At 60.8% G+C, this 22,964-nt stretch carries 19 protein-coding genes and 1 pseudogene; 13 read left to right on the top strand and 7 right to left on the bottom strand.

The genetic code is table 11. The features are described from left to right. Position 1 precedes the first annotated feature (1 nt). Positions 2-898: an EAL domain-containing protein gene (locus BLW55_RS05070; protein ID WP_177175020.1), complete on the top strand. Its 897-nt coding sequence runs from the start codon at positions 2-4 to the stop codon at positions 896-898. Between the two features lie 40 nt (positions 899-938). Here BLW55_RS05070 and BLW55_RS20745 read toward each other — a convergent pair whose 3' ends face one another. After that, positions 939-1,091, bottom strand: a complete 153-nt coding sequence (locus BLW55_RS20745) for a hypothetical protein (protein ID WP_155983450.1) — start codon at positions 1,089-1,091, stop codon at positions 939-941. On the opposite strand from BLW55_RS20745, the gene BLW55_RS05065 reads away from it, so the two are divergent. Further along, positions 1,090-1,293 carry a hypothetical protein gene (locus BLW55_RS05065; RefSeq protein ID WP_090327181.1) on the top strand — a complete coding sequence of 68 codons (204 nt, stop codon included), beginning with the start codon at positions 1,090-1,092 and terminating at the stop codon, positions 1,291-1,293. The genes BLW55_RS20745 and BLW55_RS05065 overlap by 2 nt on opposite strands. A gap of 297 nt (positions 1,294-1,590) precedes the next feature. Here the strand turns inward: BLW55_RS05065 and BLW55_RS05060 are convergent, their stop codons facing one another. Both BLW55_RS05060 and BLW55_RS05055 read right to left on the bottom strand, forming a co-directional pair. After that, on the bottom strand, positions 1,591-1,794 hold the full coding sequence (locus BLW55_RS05060; RefSeq protein WP_244508990.1) for a hypothetical protein: 204 nt from the start codon (positions 1,792-1,794) through the stop codon (positions 1,591-1,593). Positions 1,795-2,029: 235 nt separating this feature from the next. Beyond that, positions 2,030-2,584, bottom strand: coding sequence for a methylated-DNA--[protein]-cysteine S-methyltransferase (locus tag BLW55_RS05055; protein WP_090327176.1), 555 nt, complete (start codon positions 2,582-2,584; stop codon positions 2,030-2,032). A 426-nt stretch (positions 2,585-3,010) separates the two neighbouring features. Here BLW55_RS05055 and BLW55_RS20900 point away from each other — a divergent pair. The 4 genes and pseudogenes from BLW55_RS20900 to BLW55_RS20740 all read left to right on the top strand — a co-directional run. Further along, positions 3,011-3,370 (top strand): annotated as a pseudogene (locus BLW55_RS20900) (transglycosylase SLT domain-containing protein); the annotation flags it as partial. Positions 3,371-3,539: 169 nt separating this feature from the next. Next, entirely contained in the window at positions 3,540-4,550 is a 1,011-nt protein-coding gene (locus BLW55_RS05045) for an ATP-binding cassette domain-containing protein (RefSeq protein ID WP_090327170.1), read from the top strand. Beyond that, positions 4,547-5,356 (top strand): ABC transporter permease, encoded by an 810-nt coding sequence (locus tag BLW55_RS05040; protein ID WP_090327168.1) that lies wholly within the window; start codon positions 4,547-4,549, stop codon positions 5,354-5,356. The genes BLW55_RS05045 and BLW55_RS05040 overlap by 4 nt, the downstream gene beginning before the upstream one ends. Before the next feature lie 64 nt (positions 5,357-5,420). Continuing rightward, a complete protein-coding gene (locus BLW55_RS20740; protein ID WP_007007469.1) occupies positions 5,421-5,606 on the top strand; it encodes a hypothetical protein in 186 nt (61 codons plus the stop codon). 870 nt (positions 5,607-6,476) lie between these two features. On the opposite strand, the gene carB is transcribed toward BLW55_RS20740, so the two are convergent. Next, positions 6,477-9,974 (bottom strand): carbamoyl-phosphate synthase large subunit, encoded by a 3,498-nt coding sequence (gene carB, locus BLW55_RS05025; protein ID WP_090327163.1) that lies wholly within the window; start codon positions 9,972-9,974, stop codon positions 6,477-6,479. Between the two features lie 291 nt (positions 9,975-10,265). On the opposite strand from carB, the gene BLW55_RS05020 reads away from it, so the two are divergent. Next, positions 10,266-11,018: a DUF4336 domain-containing protein gene (locus BLW55_RS05020; protein WP_090327160.1), complete on the top strand. Its 753-nt coding sequence runs from the start codon at positions 10,266-10,268 to the stop codon at positions 11,016-11,018. Between the two features lie 24 nt (positions 11,019-11,042). On the opposite strand, the gene BLW55_RS05015 is transcribed toward BLW55_RS05020, so the two are convergent. Next, the gene (locus BLW55_RS05015; RefSeq protein ID WP_025030705.1) at positions 11,043-11,384 is read right to left on the bottom strand and encodes an ArsR/SmtB family transcription factor; all 342 of its coding nucleotides are present in this window, start codon (positions 11,382-11,384) and stop codon (positions 11,043-11,045) included. 172 nt (positions 11,385-11,556) lie between these two features. Between BLW55_RS05015 and BLW55_RS05010 the strand changes: the two genes are divergently transcribed. From BLW55_RS05010 to BLW55_RS04995, 4 genes are all read left to right on the top strand, one after another. Further along, positions 11,557-12,729 carry an MFS transporter gene (locus BLW55_RS05010; RefSeq protein ID WP_090327156.1) on the top strand — a complete coding sequence of 391 codons (1,173 nt, stop codon included), beginning with the start codon at positions 11,557-11,559 and terminating at the stop codon, positions 12,727-12,729. A 141-nt stretch (positions 12,730-12,870) separates the two neighbouring features. Further along, positions 12,871-13,794: a KPN_02809 family neutral zinc metallopeptidase gene (gene ypfJ, locus BLW55_RS05005; RefSeq protein WP_090327153.1), complete on the top strand. Its 924-nt coding sequence runs from the start codon at positions 12,871-12,873 to the stop codon at positions 13,792-13,794. A 45-nt stretch (positions 13,795-13,839) separates the two neighbouring features. Further along, positions 13,840-14,355, top strand: a complete 516-nt coding sequence (locus tag BLW55_RS05000) for a DUF2937 family protein (protein WP_090327152.1) — start codon at positions 13,840-13,842, stop codon at positions 14,353-14,355. Positions 14,356-14,518: 163 nt separating this feature from the next. After that, entirely contained in the window at positions 14,519-16,030 is a 1,512-nt protein-coding gene (locus tag BLW55_RS04995; protein WP_090327149.1) for a VWA domain-containing protein, read from the top strand. A gap of 53 nt (positions 16,031-16,083) precedes the next feature. On the opposite strand, the gene carA is transcribed toward BLW55_RS04995, so the two are convergent. Further along, complete coding sequence (gene carA, locus BLW55_RS04990) at positions 16,084-17,283, bottom strand: glutamine-hydrolyzing carbamoyl-phosphate synthase small subunit (RefSeq protein WP_090327147.1); 1,200 nt, start codon at positions 17,281-17,283, stop codon at positions 16,084-16,086. A gap of 408 nt (positions 17,284-17,691) precedes the next feature. Between carA and BLW55_RS04985 the strand changes: the two genes are divergently transcribed. Continuing rightward, the gene (locus BLW55_RS04985; RefSeq protein ID WP_025030652.1) at positions 17,692-18,141 is read left to right on the top strand and encodes a GatB/YqeY domain-containing protein; all 450 of its coding nucleotides are present in this window, start codon (positions 17,692-17,694) and stop codon (positions 18,139-18,141) included. A 281-nt stretch (positions 18,142-18,422) separates the two neighbouring features. Here BLW55_RS04985 and BLW55_RS04980 read toward each other — a convergent pair whose 3' ends face one another. Continuing rightward, positions 18,423-20,804, bottom strand: coding sequence for a sensor domain-containing diguanylate cyclase (locus tag BLW55_RS04980; RefSeq protein ID WP_090327144.1), 2,382 nt, complete (start codon positions 20,802-20,804; stop codon positions 18,423-18,425). A 222-nt stretch (positions 20,805-21,026) separates the two neighbouring features. Here BLW55_RS04980 and dnaG point away from each other — a divergent pair, with 222 nt between their 5' ends. Beyond that, a complete protein-coding gene (gene dnaG, locus BLW55_RS04975; RefSeq protein WP_007007480.1) occupies positions 21,027-22,964 on the top strand; it encodes a DNA primase in 1,938 nt (645 codons plus the stop codon).

The raw sequence follows: 22,964 nt of genomic DNA, 5'->3' as shown, positions 1-22,964 counted from the left end.
GATGCCTGGACGATCAGCATCCCCGGCCTGCGGCGCGCTTATTGCCGATGAAATCGGTCTGGAGACGGGTGTGTACGGGGTCTACCGGCTCCGTTCCCTCTATCAGCCTGTTTTCCGGATTTCGTCCGGCAGGCTGATACCGGAAGGCCTTGAGGCGTCGGTTTTGCCGCTGCTCGACTTCACACCGTTGAAACCGGAAGTGCTTTTCTCTTCCGTCGACAGCGCAGCAGAGGGAGAACTACAGTCCCTTTGCAATCTGATGCATATCGGAAATCATCATCATACCGGGCAGGAGGGCCTCTCGCTTCATCTTCCGTTCGGGCCGGCATTGCTTCGCGGACCCAAAGCGCTGGATCATCTGGCACTTGCCTTCGCCCGGCTTGCGGAGACGGCCCTTTCTCCGCGGTCACTGGTGTTCCGCGTGTCGGGCACCGGGCCGGATGATCAGGAGATTTCCAGCCGGTTTATCGAGACGATACGGTCGGCGGGCGTTCGCATAGCGGTGGACGGTTTTGGGGTGCAGCCTGACGTTCTGGAAGCCGTCGACCGGGTTCAGCCGGACATCGTGAACGTCGACGGTTCATGGTTTCGCCGTGTGGCAAACATTACGTCGGCGGTGCGATTGATGCGTCAGATGGCGGAGAATCTCCAGCGCGCCGGCATCAGGGTTTCGATCAAGGGGATCGAGGACCCGGTCCATCTTCTGGCGGCGATGTCGGTCGGTGCCGATCTCGTGCAGGGTGACCTGCTTGCCGGGCCGAAGGAGGCGGGTTCTGCTATGGATCTGCGCCCGCTGAATGCTGCACGGGTGCTCCGCGATCCCCGGAAAGTCGTTGTCTCGTTGAGCGAGAGATGGCGGTGTGGCTGGCCTGCGTCTGCCTCGCGGACAAAGTTCTGAATAAACAGAAGCCCGACAAGGTCGGGCTTCTGTCCTGTCGTCAATTCTCGGAGCTGTCGGGTGCAACCGACGGGTTATCCTGATTTTCACCGTAGGCGGCGGCCACGGAAAGGAGATCCGGACCGTTTTCAGGATCCTTGTGGAGGAGAGCGATCCGGGCGGCAGATTCCGGGCTGGAAATGCGCTGCAGCATGGACGCGAATTGTTCGTTTTTCTGGACCTCAAGCGCCGCGCGTCTCGCCCAGGCTTCGATCCTGACACTGTCTTCGGGCTCTTCGGGCAACCTGTTCATCGAGGAGACACGGTATCTGCTTTCCACGGTGGCAGAGCCGTTTGAAGGTGCAGAAGACTGGCTGTTGCCAGAACCGGGCGTGCTCGGCGTCGGCTGGGCCTGACCTGGAGAATTACCGGAGCCCGCGGTTCCCCCATCAGCCGGTTCGGGCTGCGTCGTCCCGTTTGGTGGGGAAGCAGGATCCTGAGTGTCTGGCTGTCTGGCCGGCGGCGTGTATCTGTCGATCAACGGCAGGTTCAATATATTTCCGAGCAACACGAAGCGTCCTCTCCTGGTTCTGGTGCAAATTTGTGCAACGGGTTGTGTCCTGTCTTCCGTTGCTACCAGAGAGGGATTTTGAAACGGTGTTCGGGTTCGGGAAAATTCGACACAAATTGCGCGAATATTGTGTCCGGACTGTTCAGGCTGCGGCTTTGTCGCCGATGCTGGCAGAGGTTTGTGCTTTGCCGTTTTCGTCCATCTTTCCGGATGTCATCTTTTTGCGCATCGCGCGCAACACCGCATTGAGAAGATCGATGTCGATATAGAACTGTTTTGACAGTTCGAGAGCGATCTGGTCCATCGCAACGCCTCTCGTGAGCAGGCGTTTGACCTCCGCGATCATCGCCGATGGTTCAGTCAGGCGATTTTTGATGCCGTTGTCGGTAGATTGAAGCATGGTATTCCCGCCGATTGAAAATCACGGACGCAACGAACCCAACGCTGGACAGAAATGCCGCCGATATATCGACCGATTGACGGCAAGATTGTGGCTGTCCCCATTAATCACCGGGGCCATCCGAATCGTGTTTATTATGCGTGCTGCGCGCTCGCGTGCAAGGTGCGGGATTCAACTCCCGCTAGAATGAGAAGGCTCCCTGCGCAGGGACCGCGTTTGGCGAGCGAGCGTTTTCCAGTGCGAGCATCTTCTGCTTTGTCGTGATGCCGCCATGGGCGGAAAATCCACCGATCCTGCCGCCGGCGGCAAGCACGCGATGGCAGGGGATGATGAGGGGGATGGGATTCTGGCCCATGGCTGCGCCCGTCTCCCGGGTGGCTTTCGGAAATCCGACACTTTCGCAAAGCGCGCCGTAGGTTGTTGTTTCGCCGTAGGCGAGGCGACGCATGGCGGTGTAAAGCGCGCGGTGAAACGGGCTGACGCCTGAAAGATCGAGAGGCACGCTGGAAAAGGTCTCCTCGCTGCCGTCAAAATAGCGCTGTGCGGTTGCCACAAGATCGGCCATTTCACCTATCGGCTGAGTGGCTCTGGAGACCGGCAGGCGCTGTCTCAGCAATCTTTCGACGGGTTCTGCCTCGGGCGTGGGAAGAATGAAGCGCGCAAGCCCCACTTCGCTCCAGCCTGCACCGCAAAAGCCAAAGGCCGTTTCGAACACGTGATAAGCACTGTAGGTCATGGCGCACCCAACCACACTGTTTCCAGTGCCACGTCTAGCATGGAAACACTATGGTACAAAGAGTGAACGGGCATTGTCCTGACATGAGATTGCCACGCTTTGCATAGCACGGTAGAAGGCGCGCGGGTGGGGATGATCTTATCGAAGGAATGCGCCTTGCCATTGTTTTCCCGAATGTTCGTTATCGGTCTCGTGATCGCATTGCCATCCATGGCCGGTTGCACAACGACCGGGAGCGATGGTCAGGCCAAAGCCGATGCCACCGAAAGCAGCGCCGATGCGGCGGTTGTTGCGAACAGTCTGGTTGCAGAACAGGATGCCGCGATCTCCGGCGAAGACGTAAGCCCTGAAGCGTTTGCGGGCCAGCGCCCGCCTTCCGCCGCGCTGACGGCACTGGAAGCCGGTGCAAGTGTGGACCCCGTTGCTCCGCGCAGCGCCGAGCTCGATGCGCTGATCGCCCAGTATGCGGGCATCTACGATGTGCCTGAGCGGCTGGTGCGCAGGGTCGTGAAGCGGGAGAGCAATTTTAATCCGACGGCCCGCAACCGCATTTATTGGGGGCTGATGCAGATTCGTCACGATACAGCGCAGACCATGGGCTATCGCGGCCCTGCTTCCGGTTTGCTGGATGCCGAAACCAATCTGAAATATGCGGTCAAATACCTCCGTGGCGCGTACATCACCGCCGAGGGGAACGAAGATCGCGCGGTGCGTTTTTATGCCAGCGGTTACTACTACGATGCCAAGCGTAAGGGACTGCTCAGGGAAACCGGGCTGCGCGACTGAAGTGTGGCCTCGGCGGGAGGTGTCAGCAGCGTTCGAGCGCGCTCGACAATCCGGTTCTGACGAACTCTGGATTGGTGTATGTCTCCGCACTGTCGGAGACTGCCTCGCGGATCCGTCTTGCAGTGATCTGTCTTGCAGTGATGGGAAACGGCTGCCCGGAGGATTACGCATGAACGATTTGAACCCGATGGGCACCATGTCGTCCGCCCACGACACATTGCCTCTTGCGATTTCCGTGCGCGGATTGGCCAAGCGCTATGGAGACGTCACGGCGCTGGACGGCATCGATCTGGATGTCCCGCGGGGCATGATCTTCGGCATTCTGGGGCCGAATGGTGCGGGCAAGACCACGCTGATCCGCCTGCTCGCCACACTTGCGCGTCCGGATAGCGGTTCCGCAACCGTCATGGGGCACGATGTTGTTTCAGACCCACAGGCGGTGAGAGGTGCCATTGCACTGACCGGGCAGTTTGCCTCGCTCGACGAAGACCTGACGGGTCGTGAGAACCTTGTCATGCTCGCCCGGCTCTGGGGCTTTTCAGGCAGTCTTGCCAAGGCGAGAGCGGATGAGCTGCTTGCAGCCTTCGAGCTCTCGGATGCAGCCAGAAAACAGGTCAAGTCCTATTCCGGCGGGATGCGGAGGCGGCTCGATATTGCCGCTTCGCTGATCGTCACACCGGGCGTCCTGTTCCTCGACGAACCCACGACGGGGCTCGATCCGAAAGCACGGCAGGGCGTCTGGAAAATGATCCGCGCGCTCGCTCAGTCGGGCGTAACAATCCTTCTGACGACACAGTATCTTGAGGAGGCCGATCAACTGGCCGCGCGTATCGCCGTCATTGATCGTGGCCGCAAAATCGCTGAAGGCACGAGCCGGGAGCTCAAGTCGGCCATTGGCTCCGGCTTCCTCCATGTCGCGCTTGCCGACAACGGACGACTGGACGAGGCAGAAGCCATTCTGGAGCGGACTTTGGGGGCGACCGTGCAGCGCAGCGCCGAAGGCGCACAGCTTTCCGTTGTCGCCGGCTCCACCAGGGCCGCCAACGAAGCGCTTGCGGCGCTAATTTCAGCAGGGATAGAGCTTTCCGACTTTTCTATGGGCTCACCGAGCCTGGATGAGGTGTTTTTCGCACTGACCGGGCAGCCCATGGAAGAAGAGACCGGGGGAGAGGCATCATGAGTTCCTTGGAAAACGGCCCGGCAATGCTTTCCAATCTGGCGCGTCCGCCCCGGCCGTCCGCAATTTCCAATGCACTGACCTTTGGCTGGCGGGCGGTGCTGAAATTCAAGCACGTGCCCGAGCAACTGTTCGACCTGATCATGACGCCCCTCATGTTCACGCTGCTGTTCACATTCGTTTTCGGTGGCGCGCTGGCCGGGTCCACGAGCGACTATCTGCAATTCTTCCTGCCTGGCATTCTGGTGCAGACCGTGGTGTTCAACTCGGTCTATTCCGGCATGGGCCTGTCGACGGACCTCTCCAAGGGCCTGTTTGAACGTTTTCGCTCACTGCCCATCTGGTCCCTTTCGCCCTTTGCGGGGCTTATGGTGGGCGATGTTCTGCGTCACACCATTGCGGGGCTGATCATTCTCACCGTGGGACTTGTGCTGGGCTATCGCCCGGAAGCGGGGATCGCGGGAGTTGTCGCGTCCTTTGTGCTTCTGATCGCCATCGGCTTTGGTGTCGGCTGGATTTTCATCGTGCTCGGATTGCTGATCCGCACACCGATGACCGTGATGACCATCGGTTTCACATTCATCTTTCCGCTGGTGTTCGCCTCCAACATCATGGTGCGTCCGGAAACAATGCCGAGCTGGCTGGAGGCGTTTGTGGTGCGGAACCCTGTGTCGCACATGACGACGGCCCTGCGGGGGCTGATGAGCGGAACGGCCACAGGGGGCGAAGTGGTGCTTGCGCTTGTTGCGCCGGCACTTTTGACAATCGTGCTGTCACCACTTGTTTTGTCGCTTTACCGGCGCAGCTAGCCGTCGTCTTTTCGAGCGTCGGAATTGAGCGCGCCCCGGCAGGGGCGCGCTCGGACTTCATCAAATGAGCCGCGTTCTCTTCCCGTTGCGGGACAAGGTCAAACCCCCTGTCCTGATACTGGAAAAGGAGGCAGTCGACGCCATCAGCGCAACCGCTGAAATGCTTCAGGTGCCCCGGCAGATCGTAGAACGAACCTGCCGGATATTCCGTCCGCTGACCGTCGACCACGGCGTAAAAAGTGCCCTTTAACACCACCGTCGGGATGGACCGGGTGTGATAGTGATACGGGTTGTCCTTGCCGGCGGGGAACAGGACGAAAGCCTCATAGGGGCCGTCGCCCGCCAGGTCGCCGCGGACATTGGCATATCTGATGCCGCCCGAATCCGGGATCTCGATCCACACGAGTTCCGATGCGGGGAAGGAAACGATCTTCTTCTTCAGCGTTGCCAGATCCGAGCAGGCCGCAACCACAGCCAGCAACGCGAAAAGAGGCAGGGCAGTTCTCAAATACGGTTTCATCGCAAAAGTCCTTGGTGCTTAAAATTCACACGGGGCGCTGCAATACCGGCCCCGATCTCGTGCTCCGACAGTCTGGCAGGCGCTCTGGCTTCGTGAGTTCCGCGCCAATGCTGTTGATGTTTAGCTTAGATGTTCGGATTTGATGGTTTTCTACTGTGTAAACCTTTGCCTTAGCAGGAGAGGGATTTGAGAGTTTTTATATTAAAAACAATATTATTCTGAAATTCATGTAGCCGTTTAGTTTATAGTGGATTGGTATTATTGTTTACCTGATCGTACCAGTCGAATTGTATCAATTCGACAATGGGCTCCCATCGCGTTCGCCGTGGCGGCGCGCATGAGCTTGTCGAAGGGGGGGAGAACTGCGAATGAAAGGCGCGTCCGGCGCGCACGGCTGCGGCATTGGTGCCGTTCGCGCCTGGTCGGAGGCGCGGGACTTCAGGGCGAGGCGCAGCCGCCGCGCCCAGACCGCTTCAGCGTTTCATGGAATCGATGAAGCGGTCAAACTGCTTGCTTTTACGCAGTTCAAGACGGAAAGCCGGTTCCACTTTTCCTGGAAACGCGCTCAGCGGGGCGACTGCGCTCGTGCTGATCTGCCGTTCAGATGAAGTAGCTCTGCAGCGGGCGCACTTCGAGGCTGCCGGCCTTCAATGCGACAATGGCTTCGGCGGCAGCTTCCGCACCTGCCATGGTGGTGTAATAAGGCACTTTCTGCATCAGCGTCGCGCGGCGCAGCGACTTGGAGTCCGACATGGCCTTCTGACCGTCCGTCGAGTTGAAGACGAGCTGGACCTGACGGTTGCGGATGGCGTCCTCGATGTGCGGACGGCCTTCCAGAACCTTGTTGATCTTCTCGGCCTCGATGCCGTTTTCGCGCAGGAAGCGGGCCGTGCCACCGGTGGCCAGAACATGCCAGCCGGCATCGGCGAGCCGCTTGACGGCCGGCAGGACGCGGGCCTTGTCGTCGTCGCGCACCGACACGAACAGCGTGCCTTCGCGCGGCAGGTCGACGCCGGCGCCGAGCTGTGCCTTGGCAAAGGCGAGCGCATAGTCTGTGTCCAGACCCATCACCTCGCCGGTGGATTTCATCTCCGGTCCGAGCAGCGTGTCGACGCCGGGGAAACGGGCGAAGGGGAAGACGGCTTCCTTGACCGCGATATGGCCGAGGTCGCGCGCGTTCGGCATGGTGCCATAATGGGCGAAGGCGTTTTCCAGTGTTTCGCCCGCCATGATGCGGGCGGCGATCTTGGCGATGGGGCGGCCGATGGTCTTGGCGACGAAGGGCACCGTGCGCGATGCGCGGGGGTTGACCTCGAGCACGTAGATTTCGCCGTTCTTCACCGCGTACTGCACGTTCATCAGGCCGCCGACCTTCAGCGCGCGGGCGAGGGCTGCGGTCTGCTGTTCCAGTTCTGCGACAAGGCCCTCGTCGAGAGAGTGAACGGGCAGGGAGCAGGCGGAGTCGCCGGAGTGAATGCCCGCTTCCTCAATGTGCTCCATAATACCCGAAACATAGGTCTGGCCGCCGTCCGAAAGGCAGTCCACATCCACTTCGACCGCCTCGGTGAGGTAGGTGTCGAAGAGGAGCGGGTTCTTGGAGAGGAGCGTGTTGATCTGGCCGGTCTTGTCGGCCGGATACTTCTGGCGGATTTCCTCGGGTACGAGACCCGGCACCGTATCGAGCAGATAGGTCTGCAGCATGGTCTCGTTGTGGATGATCTGCATGGCGCGGCCACCCAGAACGTAGGACGGGCGCACCACCAGCGGGAAGCCGAGTTCGGACGCGACGACGCGGGCCTGCTCGACCGAATAGGCGATGCCGTTTTTCGGCTGCTTCAGGCCGAGCTTGATCAGAAGCTTCTGGAAGCGGTCGCGGTCTTCGGCCAGGTCGATCATGTCGGGCGCGGTGCCAAGGATCGGGATGCCGGCCTTCTCCAGCGCGTCGGCAAGCTTGAGCGGCGTCTGGCCGCCGAACTGCACGATCACGCCGTGCAGCGTGCCTGCCGCCTGTTCGGCGCGCAGGATTTCCAGCACGTCTTCGGGCGTCAGCGGCTCGAAATAAAGGCGGTCGGAGGTGTCGTAGTCGGTGGAGACCGTCTCGGGGTTGCAGTTGACCATGATCGATTCATAGCCGGCGTCGGCCAGCGCAAAGGCGGCGTGACAGCAGCAATAGTCGAACTCGATGCCCTGACCGATGCGGTTCGGGCCACCGCCGAGGATAACCACTTTCTTGCGGTCTGAGACGCGTGCCTCATCGGCCAGAGCGCCGGCGAATGGCAGCTCATAGGTCGAGTACATATAGGCGGTGGGCGCGGCGAACTCGGCTGCACAGGTGTCGATGCGCTTGAAGACCGGGTGGACGGAGAGAGAATGACGAATCTTCTGAATCTCTTCCGTCTCTTTCTTCGTGAGCGACGCGAGGCGTGCATCGGAGAAGCCCATGGACTTCAGAAGGCGCAGGTTTTCAGCATCTTCCGGCAGGCCGTGCTCGCGCACGCGCTCTTCCATGGCGAGGATCGCCGCGATCTGCTCCAGGAACCACGGGTCGATGCGGCACATGGCGTGGACGTCTTCGAGACTGGTGCCGAGGCGGATCGCTTCGGCGACCATGCGCAGGCGGTCGGGCGTGGGCGTGCCGAGCGCGGCGCGGATGGCGTTCTTGTTTTCCGACGGATCGCCTTCCGGATCGTACCCGGGTATCTCGATCTCATCGAGGCCGGTGAGGCCGGTCTCGAGACCGCGCAGCGCCTTCTGGAAGGATTCGGCAAAGGTGCGGCCGATGGCCATGACCTCGCCGACCGACTTCATCGCGGTCGAGAGAACCGGCTTCGACCCCGGGAACTTCTCGAAGGCGAAGCGCGGGATCTTGGTGACCACATAGTCGATGGAAGGTTCGAACGAGGCGGGGGTGGCGCCGCCGGTGATGTCGTTCTCCAGCTCGTCGAGTGTGTAGCCGACGGCGAGTTTTGCCGCGATCTTGGCAATGGGGAAGCCCGTCGCCTTGGAGGCAAGCGCGGAGGAGCGCGACACGCGCGGGTTCATCTCGATGACGACGAGACGGCCATTCTCCGGATTGACGGCGAACTGGACGTTCGAGCCGCCGGTCTCCACACCGATCTCGCGCAGCACCGCAATCGATGCGTTGCGCATGATCTGATATTCCTTGTCCGTCAGCGTCAGGGCAGGGGCAACGGTGATGGAATCGCCCGTGTGCACGCCCATCGGGTCCACATTCTCGATGGAGCAGATGATGATGCAGTTGTCCGCGCGGTCGCGGACCACTTCCATCTCATACTCCTTCCAGCCGAGCACGGATTCTTCGATCAGAACTTCGGTGGTGGGAGAGGCATCGAGGCCCGACGAGACGATCTCGAAGAACTCTTCGCGGTTATAGGCGATGCCGCCGCCCGTGCCGCCCAGCGTGAAGGAGGGGCGGATGATGGCGGGCAGGCCGACAAAGTCGAGCGCCTGCGCGGCCACACCCATGGCGTGGTTCATGTAGCGCTGCTTGCGGTCGCTCTCGCCGAGGTTCCATTCGTTTTCGAGATCGTCCAGCGCCTTGTCGAGAGCGTCGCCGGACAGCTTCTCTTTCAGTTCCCGGCGCTTTGTCTCGTGCTTCTGACGGTCGGTGTTCTTGACGTCGGAAGCATTGGCCAGCATCGAGCGTGGCGTTTCAAGGCCGATCTTGGCCATCGCCTCGCGGAACAGAGAGCGGTCTTCCGCCTTGTCGATGGCGTCGGGCTGGGCGCCGATCATCTCGACATTGTAGCGCTCAAGCACACCCATGCGGCGCAGGCTGAGCGCGGTGTTGAGCGCCGTCTGGCCGCCCATGGTGGGCAACAGCGCGTCAGGCCGCTCCTTGGCAATGATCTTGGCAACCACTTCCGGCGTGATCGGCTCGATATAGGTCGCGTCGGCAAGCTCCGGGTCGGTCATGATTGTGGCCGGGTTGGAGTTCACCAGAATGACTCGGTAGCCCTCTTCTCGCAGCGCTTTGACGGCCTGGGTGCCGGAATAGTCGAACTCGCAGGCCTGGCCGATGACGATGGGGCCGGCCCCGATGATCAGGATCGACTTGATGTCGGTGCGTTTTGGCATGAAAGATCACTCGCGCGTGTGAGCCGACGCCGCACGGGCGGGATGCCGCGCGCAGGCCGGGCAAAAATTGTCGGGCTAGGCGCGCCTTATAGGCAATGGGCGGGCCTTACGGAACCCCGAAAATGACGATTTCAACGCTACCAATGGACACGGGCGCCGATCATGGCCGGAAACTTGCGTTCGCTGTGGACGGGTGACACCGTAGTGCGACGTAAAATGGGGTTGGGCAGGCGCGATTCTTCGCGTGGAGCCGATGCTCCCGGGTATGTTTGAAATCGTTTGGGAATCGTTATGGGAGCGCCCCGGGAGACGGCAACCTATCCGCCGCTCAACACACTGAAACCAGTTGCGGAAGGCGTCTGGATCGTCGACGGGCCTACAATTCCGTTTGGACCGCCCGGTCTCAAAATGCCGTTTCCCACACGCATGACCGTTTTCCGGCTTAACGGTGGCGGACTGTTCGTGCACTCCCCAACGCATATGACGGAGGATCTGCGTGCCGGGATGGATGCGCTCGGCCCCGTCCGGTACATCGTGGCGCCGAACCGCATCCACTACTGGTGGGTGCCATTCTGGCGGGCGGCATATCCAGAGGCCGGGATATGGATGGCACCACGCATCCGCGAACAGGCCGGAGGGCATATCGACTTTCCGACCCGCGAGATCACGGGAGACATCGGTTATCCCTGGGATGCCGAGATTCGCACCCTGCCAATCTCTGGAAGCTTCATGACCGAGGTGGAGTTTTTCCATATTGGAAGCCGGACGCTCGTTCTGACGGATTTCATCGAGAATTTTGAAACACAGAAACTCAACTGGTGGCGGCGCATCATGGCGCGGCTGGGCGGTGTGCTGGCCCCGCATGGCTCGATGCCGCGCGATATGCGGCTGACTTTCGCAAAGCAGCGTCCGGCGTTGAAACAGGCGGTGGAAACCATGATTGGCTGGGCGCCCGAACGCGTGATCATCGCTCACGGGCGGTGGTTCGAGCGCGACGGCACGACGGCTTTGAAACGGTCTTTCGACTGGTTGCTCGACGGATAGCACCGCGCCGGCGCGGCACCGAGGTCAGACGGCCTGTTCGATCCGCTTTTCGGGTGGGGGCAGGGTGATCGCGGTAGCAAGAATGGAATCGAGGAGCCCCGGAAATCGTGCGTTGAGATCGTCCCTGCGCAGCGAAATCAGCCTTTTCGTGCCGCACGGCTCGACACGGATGACGCCGGCCTCGCGCAGTTTCGCAAAATGATAGGACAGATTCGATTTCGAGCCCAACAGCTTGAACTCCGCGCAGGCGAGTGGTTCGTCACCGCGTCTTGCGAGGTCGCCCAGGATGGCCAGTCGTGTCTGATCGCCCAGGACGGCAAGCACATGGGGCAGTGATATCTGATCTACGGTCGGGTGCTGTAACATGTCCTGAACACTAAGCTTTCGCAGGCAGGATGCAAGCCGTTCGCCACGGTGTGGGCGACTTCCGCTGCGCTGACGCAAAGGCAGGAACCGACAGGATCGACGCGATCGGAGGTTGACATCGGGCAGGTTTAGTTCAAAAGTTCAATGGATTTTGAACTAAAGGATTTTCCCCATGGATAAGCGTCTCTTCCTGCTGGCGCTCGGTGCCTTTGCCGTCAGCACGGTCGCTTTCGTCTTCGCCGGCCTTTTGCCATTGATTGCCTCTGACACCGGGGTAACGGTCGCCGAGGCCGGCTATCTCGTTTCTGCCTACTCGCTTGCCTATGCGATCGGCACCCCCATTCTCTCGGCGTTGACCGGCGCGATGAACCGGCGCCGGGTCATCGCCCTAGCCATGATGGCGTTCGTCGCGGGCAATCTGACGGCTGCCGCAAGTGGCGGCTTCGGGGCGCTGTTTGCCGCGCAGATCGTGATTGGCATGGCGGGCGGACTGTTCGCGGCAACCGCACAGGCCGCGGCCGTCGCGCTTGCCGGCCCGGAACGCCGCGCTGCGGCGATTGCCGTCGTTGTCGGCGGAACCACCTTTGCGCTGGCTTTTGGAGCGCCCTCCGGCTCGCTGCTGGCGCATTACGTTGGCTGGCGTGGAGCCTTTCTGGGGCTCTCCGGTGTGGGGTTTCTTTGCCTTCTTGCGCTCTGGTGGAAGTTGCCGTGCGATCTCGACGGTTCGCACACGCCGCTGGGAGAGAGGCTTTTGGTGATCCGGCGCCCGGGCGTCGCGCGGGCGATTGCGGTCACCCTGCTTTATCTGACCGGAGGGTTCACAATCATCGCCTATCTTGGCCCGATCGCCATCGACGGGGTGGGGCTGGCGCCGGATTACCTGCCCGCAGTGCTGTTGGCTTACGGCTGCGGCGCCATTCTCGGCAATTATGCGAGCGGGCGGCTGGCTGACCGGATCGGCGCGACCCGCGTCGTGGTCGGCTCCATGCTCTTTGCCGCTCTCTTCGCCGTTGTTTTCAGCGCCATCATGCTGTTCGTGCCCGACAGGGTCGCTGCACCGCTTCTCATCGCGCTTCTGGTGCCGTGGGGTTTTCTCGGCTGGAGCTTTCCGCCCGCCCAGGCGAGCCGGCTGGTGGGGTATGCGCCGGACGTGGCGGGGCTGACGCTGGCACTGAATGTCTCAGCCATCTATTTCGGCATCGGACTGGGTACGCTCATTGGCGGGCGCGTGCTGGAATTCGGGCAGGTCTGGGAACTCGGTCTGGTCGCTGCCATCTTCCCGTTGCTCGCACTTGCCTTTGTTCGGCGTGGGCGCAGGACGCGCGACGCGGTGTCTGCTGCCTGAGGCGCTCGACGTTCCTGCAGGCGATTCACAAATCGCCTGCAGGAGGTCGCCTTCTCCTCCGCGAGCCGGGAAACAACCTCTGGCCTTCTGGCGTATAAGCCGATAACTATCATTTATTAAAGGCAACTGGGAATTGCACGTATGCGCTGGAAGGGTCGTCGCCAAAGCAGCAATGTCGAGGACCGCAGGGGTCGTTCGGGAAGCGGAGGGTCGTTTCCTGGTGGATTCGGCCGGTCCGGCGGGCGTATAAGGCTGCCTATGGGCGGCGGCAGACGTGCCGGCGGCGGTCTCTCCGGTATCATCGTTCTGGTCGTGCTCTTCTTCGCCCTGCGTGCCTGCGGTATCGACCCGCTGGAGATGCTGGCCGGCGGGCCCGGTGGGAGCAACCAGACGACCACCACACAGGGGCAGGGCACCAGCGGTGCCAGCGATGAGATGAAGCAGTTCGTGAGCGTCGTGCTGGCCGAAACGGAAGACACCTGGAATGGCATCTTCGAATCCCAGGGGCTCGACTACAAGGAACCGGCCATGGTTCTTTTTACCGATTCCGTGCGCTCTGCCTGTGGCTTCGCCTCGGCAGCGACTGGTCCGTTCTATTGTCCGGGCGACCAGAAGGTTTATCTCGATCTCGGCTTCTTCGATCAACTCTCGCGCCGCTTCGAAGCTTCGGGCGATTTTGCACAGGCCTATGTGGTGGCGCACGAGGTGGGGCACCACGTGCAGAACGTGACCGGCATTCTGCCGCGCTTCAACCAGATGCGGCAGCGCATGAGCCAGGCCGAGGCCAACGCCATGTCGATCCGTGTCGAACTGCAGGCCGACTGCTTCGCTGGCATCTGGGCACATTACACGGCCCAGAAAGGGCTGCTGGAAGATGGCGATATCGAGGAAGCGCTGAATGCGGCCAACCAGATTGGCGACGATACGCTGCAACGCCGCACCCAGGGTTATGTGGTGCCGGAAAGCTTCAACCATGGCACGTCGCAGCAGCGGCGGACGTGGTTTGCGCGGGGGCTCAAGAGCGGACGGCTGGCCGATTGCGATACGTTCAACGAGCCAATCTAGGCCTGCGCCAGTCGTTCCTCTACCACGCAAGAGGTGGATCGGAACATGTTTGGACTAGGACGAATACTCGGCCTTGTTGTGGCTGTTGTCTGCGGGTCGGTCACATCGCAGGCGCCTGAGTTTTCCCAGCAGTATAGACAACGGCTCAACGGTGCCCAGGACGAGTTGAGGCAGGTCATAGAAGCCTTCGATGCCGATGCGGCCAACAACAATCTGAGCCGCGAAAACGCTATTCAGGTCTACGAGAAGACGGGCAGTGCCTTCCTGCAGAACCGTGCGACCTCCGTTCGGACCGCCATTGGCCGCCTGGGCGATCTGGAACGGCAGTCGCAGGCCTTTGACGAAGCCATGCCCGTGCTCAGACCTCTGGTTGTGGCGCGTGCGCCCGACGGTCCTGTCCTGCAGGGAGCTTTTCAGGATTTTGAGCCGGCCATCCCCATTACGTTGCACGGATTTGTGTGGACCGGAGCGGGCCTGATCCTGGGCTTCTCCATCATGTGGCTGCTCGGCCTGCCCTTCAGGCGGAAGAAGCACTCTCCGGCACGCAATCTTCGCGTGTAGAATTGCAACTACCCGTTTAACGCGTTCTTAAAATCCGCAGACTAGGTTGCCGCCAACAAAAAATGCTTGGGTGGGCAACATGATTTCTCGGTTAGGACGCGTACTGCGCTCCGGTGCTCTTATGTGTCGGAGTTTTGGCGCCGACAGGTCTGGCAACTTCGCAATGATGACGGCCCTGTCGGCCATGGCGCTGATAGGTGCTTCCGGCTTTGCTCTGGATTACTCCAACATGGGCCGTGAGCACTCGCAGTTGCAAAATGCTCTCGATACGGCGGCGCTGGCAGTGGCGCAAAGGGGAAAGAAGATTTCCGATGCGGAGGCGGAGAGCATTGCGCGCTCCTTTCTCGACGGCAATCTCCCCGCAACATACTATGCGCTAAAGGTCGATCGCGATGGTCGCTCCGTGCGGGTGACGGCCAATGTCGATGTCGACCTGCTCTTCGGCGGGATATTCGGTAAGAAATCCATGCCGGTGGGCGCGACCTCCCAGGCCGATGTCGCTCTGGTCTCTTATGAAATTGCACTGGTGCTCGACACCACCGGTTCCATGAGAGGCCGCAAACTGCGCGACATGAAAAAAGCCGTTGAGGAAATGATCGACAACATCTCCGCGCAGGTGGACAATAAGGAGCGCCTGCGCTTTGCGCTTGTGCCTTTCTCGACCTTTGTGAATGTAGGACCGCAATATGGGCCGGAGTTCGACAACAAGGGGAAGATGAAGGAGGGGACCGGTGCATCCTGGCTTGATCTTTACGGGGAAAGCGAGGTTCCCCAACTCGAGCTTCAGACCGGCATCAGCCGCTTCCAGGCCTACAACCGTCTCGGAGTCGAGTGGAAGGGCTGCGTCGAGACACGCATGCGTGATGGCACCACGCGACACGATGTGGCGGCAACGCCCTCGGACCGGCGAGACCCGGCCAGCCTTTTCGTTCCTGCGTTCGCGATCGATGAGCCGGGTACCGGCCGGTCAGAGCGCTTCTATAACGATTATCTCGACTCGTCGGTTGATCCGCTGGACAACAGTGTCCTTGGCAAAGTGAAAAAGGTCGGAAAATACGGTTTCGATCTTCTGGGGAATCTGCTGGGTGGCAAGAAGCCCAAGCCCAAGCGTAATGCCCCGGGGCCAAACTACATGTGCAGTTCCGAGCCGCTGACGCCGCTCACCAACGACTATACAATTCTCAAGTCGAAGGTGAGGCAGTTCGAGGCCGAGGGCAACACCAACATCATGGAAGGTGTTTCCTGGGGCGCACGCGTTCTCTCGCCGGACGAGCCATTCCCTGCGGGGAATTCAGAGGATGGCCTGGTCAAGGTCATGGTTGTCCTGACGGACGGTGCGAACACGTTTGGCGTTCTGCGCAACCGTCTTCGGTCTCGTTACACGAGCTTTGGCTACATGGTCGAGGGACGCCTTGAGGGGGAGGTCAACGCCAGTTCCGGCAGATCCACCAGGCTGATGAACGACAAGACAATCGAGGCCTGCGATTTTGCCAAGAAGAGCGGCATCGACATCTACACGATCCGGCTCGAGGTCCGCGATACCGGCACGGGTGACATGATGCGCTCCTGCGCGAGCCGTCCCGATCAGTATTTTGACACACCTTCGAGCCGTCAGCTCAAGGAAGTGTTCGACAAGATCGGCGAGCAGATCGTGAAGCTGCGCCTCTCTTCCTGACCGAAGCAGGCAGACGCAAAAAATGAAGAGGGCGGCCCGAGGCCGCCCTTTGCTTATTCGGCGAGAGCCGGCTCCCCCCGCCGTTCACGGATCAGGTTGGCAAAGCGGCGGAAGAGATAGTGGGAATCCTGAGGGCCGGGAGACGCCTCCGGGTGATGCTGGACCGAGAAAACGGGCCTGCCGGCGATCGTCAGGCCGCAATTGCTGCCGTCGAACAGGGAAACGTGGGTTTCCTCGACACCTTCCGGCAGCGTGTCGCCATCGACCGCGAAACCATGGTTCATGGAAACGATCTCGACCTTGCCGGTGGTGAAATCCTTCACCGGATGGTTCGCGCCGTGATGGCCCTGATGCATCTTGACGGTTTTCGCGCCGAGTGCGAGCGCCAGCATCTGGTGACCGAGGCAGATACCAAAGACCGGGATTTCCGTTTCAAGCAGCTCGCGGATCATGGGCACGGCGTATTCGGCAGTGGCCGCCGGATCACCCGGGCCGTTGGAGAGGAATACGCCATCGGGCTGCATGGCGAGGATGTCGGCGGCGCTGGTTCTGGCGGGAACCACGGTCACTTTCGCACCGAGGCCGGCCAGAAGGCGCAGGATGTTGCGCTTTGCGCCATAGTCGACCGCGACGATGTGGTGGGTCGGCGCCTCCTGCGCGCCGAAGCCCTCATCCCAGACCCACGGCGTTTCCGTCCAGCCCTGCGACTGGCCCGAGGTGACTTCCTTTGCGAGATCGAGGCCGACGAGCCCCGACCATTCGCGCGCCTTTGCCCTGAGCGCTTCGATATCGAACGTGCCATCGGGATTGTGCGCGATGACGGCGTTGGCTGCACCCTTTTCGCGCAGGAGAGCGGTCAGTGCGCGCGTGTCGACGCCGCTGATGGCAACAAGGCCGCGTCGTTTCAGCCAGGCATCAAGATGACCGCTGGAACGATAATTTGATGGGTTCGTGATATCGGCGCGGAGAACGGCGCCGACTGCGCCTGCACGAGTGGCCGGGTTGAGGTCTTCAATGTCTTCGTCATTGGCGCCGACATTGCCGATATGCGGGAAAGTGAAGGTGACGATCTGGCCGGCATAGGACGGATCGGTGAGGACCTCCTGATAGCCGGTCAGAGCCGTGTTGAAGCACAGCTCGCCGATCGCCTCTCCGCCGGCGCCCATGCCCTTGCCCTCGATCACTGTGCCGTCGGCCAACACGATAAGGGCTGTCGGCCGGCTCGTGGTCCAGGGGGCGGTCTTGGTCGCCATTGGGGTCTCCATCATTCGTGTGCCTGAAGGCGGTCGCTGGCAGGAGGCCGGCGCGCGCTTCAGGATTCCTTAACATGATCTGCGAGCAGACCGGTTCTCACTTTTTGCCGTCGAACGCAAGGGGGCAGAAGTATGGGGGGCTTGAAAGACGGTCTCGCATGGGCCATATGCCCCAGCGAAATGGATCCATGACATGGTGCCCGCGATATTGCGAAAGCCGGTGGATTCAGGCCGAAAAGGAAATTGTCCATGCAGGGTGCGGACAATAGGCAAAGGCTGTAAAACGGTCAATCACTCGCAATTAAATATTTATGTCAATGTTTCCAATGGCTTATTGGAACGTTGCCGCTTGCTTCGCGAGTTGGCCGGAGCTATGTTCGTCCTTAGCGACGGGAGACAGGTGTTATGATGCGCGAGAAACTCGCCAGGGCGTTGAACGACGCCGTCAAACAGAAAGACAAACGCCGCATTTCAACGCTGCGTCTGGTTCAGACTGCAATCAAGGACCGGGATATTGCCAATCGCGGGGCGGGCAAGGATCCCGTGAGCGATGAGGAAATTCTGCAGATTCTGTCCAAGATGGCCAAGCAGCGGCAGGAATCCGCGAAAGCCTTCGAAGAGGGCAATCGTCTGGAGCTTGCCGAGCAGGAGCGCGAGGAAATCTCGGTGATTACCGAATTCCTGCCCAAGCCGCTCGGCGAGGACGATCTGAAGCAGGCCTGTGCGCAGGTGGTTCATGAAGTTGGCGCAGACGGGCTTCGTGACATGGGCCGGTGCATGAATGTGCTGAAGGAGAAATTCCCCGGGCGCATGGATTTCGGCAAGGCCAGCGGTATCGTCAAGGGCATGTTGCGCTAGAAGGGCTCATCGTTTCACAGAAACGATGTCCTCTCCATCTCATTGTTTTTCTGCATCTATGCGAACGTCAGCTTTTCCCACCTGACGGCAAATGCTCCAAGCAGACCGCCAGATCTTTCGGATGCAATTACAGGACGGCTTAACCGAGCCGTCCTTTTTGCTTTGGCGGCGGACCGGCTGAAGTGCCGGTGCTGGCTGCCCAATTGCTGGAAGCGTTGTCGCCAGCGCGCTGTGGTTGAGTGCCGTGAAGCTCGAGACGCATTCGCCGGAGGGCGAAGGGCTTAAGCCGCGTTGGCGTCTGAGTGTTTTTCTTCTGCCTGAATGCCATCTTCCTGCAGATCGTCGAGCGGGCTCGGGCGTCCGAGGTAGTAACCCTGGCCGATCTGGCAGAGTTCCTTTGCCAGGAAGCTCAACTCGCCGGACGTTTCCACGCCTTCGGCCAGAACCGGCAGGCCAAGGCCGCGACCGATGCCCAGCACCGCCCGGACGATGGTGGCGGCCTGTTCGTTCGTGTCCACCTGACGGATGAAGCTCCCGTCGATCTTGATCTTGTCGAAGGGAAAGGCGCGCAGATTGGAAAGCGATGAGTACCCGGTGCCGAAATCGTCCATAGCGACGCGGATTCCGAGCGTTTTCAACTGCCGCAGTGTGGCGAGCGCACGGTGCATGTCGCGCACGAGGGCCGTCTCCGTAATCTCGATTTCCAGGCGATGCGGGGACAGGCCGGTTTCCAGCAGAATGCGGTGAACAGTCTGTGCGAAATTCATGCTGTGGAGCTGGACCGCAGAGACGTTGACCGCAATCATCAGATTGCTTTTCCAGCCGGCGGCCGCCTGGCATGCAGTCTTGAGCACCCATTCGCCTATAGGAACGATAGCGCCGCTTTCTTCGGCAACCGGAATAAAGGTGCCCGGCGATACGTTTCCCCGCTCGGGATGCCGCCAGCGCAGCAGGGCCTCATAACCGATCAACTCACCGCTATCGAGTGTCTTCTGCGGTTGATAAACGAGGTGAAACTCATTGCGCGCCACGGCATGGCGAAGTTCGTGTTCCATGATCCTGCGGGACCGCGCCTCAAGCCCCATGGCGTGTTCGTAGAAGCGGAATGTGTCGCGCCCTTCCGATTTGGCGCGGTAAAGGGCCGTGTCGGCATGGCTGATCAGTGTTTCCTGATCCTTTGCATCGCGGGGATAAAGAGCAATGCCAATGCTCGTCGACATGAGTCCGTCATTGCTGGCGCGCGCATTTTCAGCCCGAAACGCCTCAAGCACCCGTTCAGCGAGCATCGCTGCATCGTCCGGGTCTGAGATACCTGGGGCGATGATGGCAAATTCGTCGCCACCCAGACGCGCAAGCATCTGGCCTTCGCTCAATACGTTGCCAGCATTCTCGGCCACCTTGCGCAGCATCGCGTCTCCGGCGGCGTGGCCGAACAGATCGTTGACTTCCTTGAAGCGATCCAGATCCAGGCAAAGAAGCGCAATGGCCTCTCCATCGGCAAGTGCCGCCATTTCCTGTTCCAGCTGAGCGGTGAAGCTGCGCCGGTTCGGAAGATTGGTCAGTGTATCGTGCATGGCAAGGCGGCGGATATCGGCCTCTGCCTTCTTGCGCTCTCGTAAATCCCTGATCGCGATGACGGTATGTGGTTTCCCATTATAGTCGATAACACGCGAAAGCAGTTCGACCGGGCGGCTCGTGCCATCAGCGTGTTCCAGCGTGGTTTCCCAGACGGGCTGCTCGGCTATCGCCCCGTTCTGGTCGATCGCGCCAAAGATCACCGTGAAATCCATGCCGGAAAGCTCTTCGATCGAACGGCCGCACAACCTTGCAAGGCTCTGATTGGCGGTGACAATCTTCGTGTCGTCACAAACAATAAGGCCCTCGAAGGCGGCATTGGCGAGACCGCGCATGCGGCGCTCTTCTGCAACGGCGCGACGTTTATCGCGGATGTCGACCCAGAGTGCCAGGGCTGTCATGGCGAAGATCATGATTGCAGCCAGCGTGACCGCTGCAGCAAGCGCGGCAGAAGGGACCGAGAATTGCGAGATTGTGATCGAGGGATCAGGAACGATAGAGGCAGCGCCCATCGCAGTGAAATGCATGGTGCAGATCGCGAGCGTGAGCACGAGGCTCGCGGCGAGGTTGCGTTTCCCCGAGACGCGCTCCAGAGCGATACGGATGGCCAGTGCTCCAAGGACAATGCCTGCAACGAGCGAAGCCACCACCAGAGTCATATCCCATTCCAGCCGGCCTTCTACTTCAAAGGCAATCATGCCGGTGAAATGCATCACGGCGATGCCTGCACCAATCACTGCCCCTCCGACCAGATGGTGGTCCAGAGTGGGGCGGGCTGTGGCGATGGACATACCCAGACCGCTGCAGAGGACTGCGAGCACCAGTGAAAGAGCGGTGATGGGAACATCGTAGGCGGTCGGCAGGCCGGGGGAGAATGCAAGCATGGCCACGAAATGCGTGGCCCACACACCGAAGCCGAAACAGATGGCGGCGACAGCCGTCCATAACAGGCGGGTCTGGCCGTTGGATTTGCGCAGGTGCCGCAGGAGCGTTACCGCAGCAAAAGAGGCGATGGCTCCAAGAACTCCGGCCAGAAGAACCAGCCGTGGATCATGTTCGTTGACAATGCAATTGTAAACCGTAAGCACGTGTTTCGCTACCCTGATAGATTGCTTGCATTACCGGTTACGAGGGCCGGTTTGTTTTATCGATTGGGGCGGGTTTAGCACCTGCGTTTGAACAATCGGTTAAGTTGTATGCGGGGCTGTTGCGCCGCCTGTCATATCAGGCTGTGAATACCGGGAAGAAGCGTCTTCAGGGGTCGCGGTGGCTGGCGATCATGCTTATATGATTGCGTAGGCAGGACCAAAATGCGTTTTCCAAATTCCTTTCTCGACGAACTCCGTGACCGCGTGCCGATATCGCAGGTGGTGGGGACGCGCGTGACGTTCGACCGCAAGAAGACGAATGCGTCGCGCGGCGATTACTGGGGCTGTTGCCCGTTTCATGGAGAGAACACGCCGAGCTTTCACTGCGAAGACAGGAAGGGCCGCTACCACTGTTTTGGCTGCGGGGTTTCGGGTGATCATTTTCGGTTTTTGTCCGAACTGGATGGCATCAGCTTCCCGGAGGCCGTGGAGCGGGTGGCCGATATGGCGGGCGTGCCCATGCCCCAGCGCGACCCGCAGGCAGAGCGCCGGGAGCAACAGCGCGCCTCGCTTTCGGACGTCATGGAAATGGCAGCGGGTTTCTTCCAGAGCATGCTGCAGGCACAGCAGGGCGCGGAGGCGCGGGCCTATCTGCGCGGACGCGGGCTTTCCAGTGCCACACAGCAGACCTTCCGGATCGGCTACGCGCCATCGAGCCGCAATGCACTCAAGGAGTTCCTAGCCGGCAAGGGGGTGACGAAAGACCAGATCGAGGCCTGTGGTCTCGTGGTGTTCGGTCCGGATATTCCGGTTTCTTATGATCGCTTCCGTGACCGCATCATGTTTCCCATCGAGGATGCCCGGGGACGGGTGATCGCCTTCGGCGGGCGTGCCATGTCGAAGGATGTGCCCGCCAAATATCTCAACTCGCCCGACACCGAGCTCTTTCACAAGGGAACCGTTCTTTACAACCTCGCGCGGGCGCGCCGCTCGACCGCCAAGGGCGCGGCGGTGATCGCGGTGGAAGGCTATATGGACGTGATCGGGCTCGCGCAGGCCGGCTTCGAGAACGCCGTGGCGCCGCTCGGCACCGCCCTGACCGAGAACCAGCTCGATCTTTTGTGGCGCATGTCGGGGGAACCGGTTCTGTGTTTCGATGGCGATGAGGCGGGTCTGCGGGCTGCATGGCGTGCGGCGGACCTTGCGCTGCCGCTGGTCCAGCCGGGACGCAGCCTGCGGTTCGCTCTCCTGCCGCAGGGCAAGGACCCTGACGACCTGGTGCGGGAGGAGGGGCCGGACGCCTTTGCCGCGGTTCTCTCCGGTGCGCGGCCGCTGGCCGACATGCTTTGGATGCGCGAAACTTCGGGCAAGGTGTTCGATACGCCTGAGCGGCGTGCTGAACTGGAGCGCAATCTGCAGGCGCTGACGGCGCGGATCGGCGACGAAAACCTGAAGCGCCATTACAGTCAGGATATGCGCGAGCGTGCGCGGGCCTTCTTCGGCGGCAATCAGTCTCAGCGTGGTGGACAGCGCGGCTTCCGCGATGGTGGCGGTGGGGGACGAAACCGCGGCTTTGGCGGGCGCCCCGGCGGGGCCTCGGGACGGCTGGCGGTCTCCGAGAGCCTTGCCCGGTCCGCATTGGTGCGCAGCTCAACGCCGACCATGCCGCTCCGGGAGGCCACGCTTCTGGTTTCGCTGGTGAACCACCCGGCTTTGATCGACGAGTATTTCGATGCGCTCGACCAGATGTTACTGGCGAGCGCCGATCTCGGCCGGCTGCGCATGGCGATCCTCGATGCGGTGGCGCACAATCCGACGCACGACCGCGCGCTTCTTCTGGAAAAAATCGAGGCAGACGGGCTCCTTTCCGTCTGGAAGCAGGCGGAGGCGCGGGTGAAATCCGCCTATATGTGGCCGGCGCTTGAAAATGCGGCTCTGGATGACGCTCGGGAAGCCTTTGCGCAGACCCTCCACTTGCACCGGCGCGCAGGCTCTCTACATAAGGAGCTTAAAGCGGCTGAACTGGCGCTGGCCAACGACTGGAATGAAGAGGACGCCCGGCATCTGGTGGAGATCCAGGCAGAGCTGAGCAACCTGCAGGCAACCGAAGCGCTCATAGAAGGCTTCGGCATTCTATCGGGGCGTGCGAATCGATCTTGA

The organism is Nitratireductor aquibiodomus (assembly GCF_900105565.1).
Classification (GTDB): Bacteria; Pseudomonadota; Alphaproteobacteria; order Rhizobiales; family Rhizobiaceae; genus Nitratireductor; species Nitratireductor aquibiodomus.
This window is presented reverse-complemented; position numbering and strand designations above follow the sequence as displayed.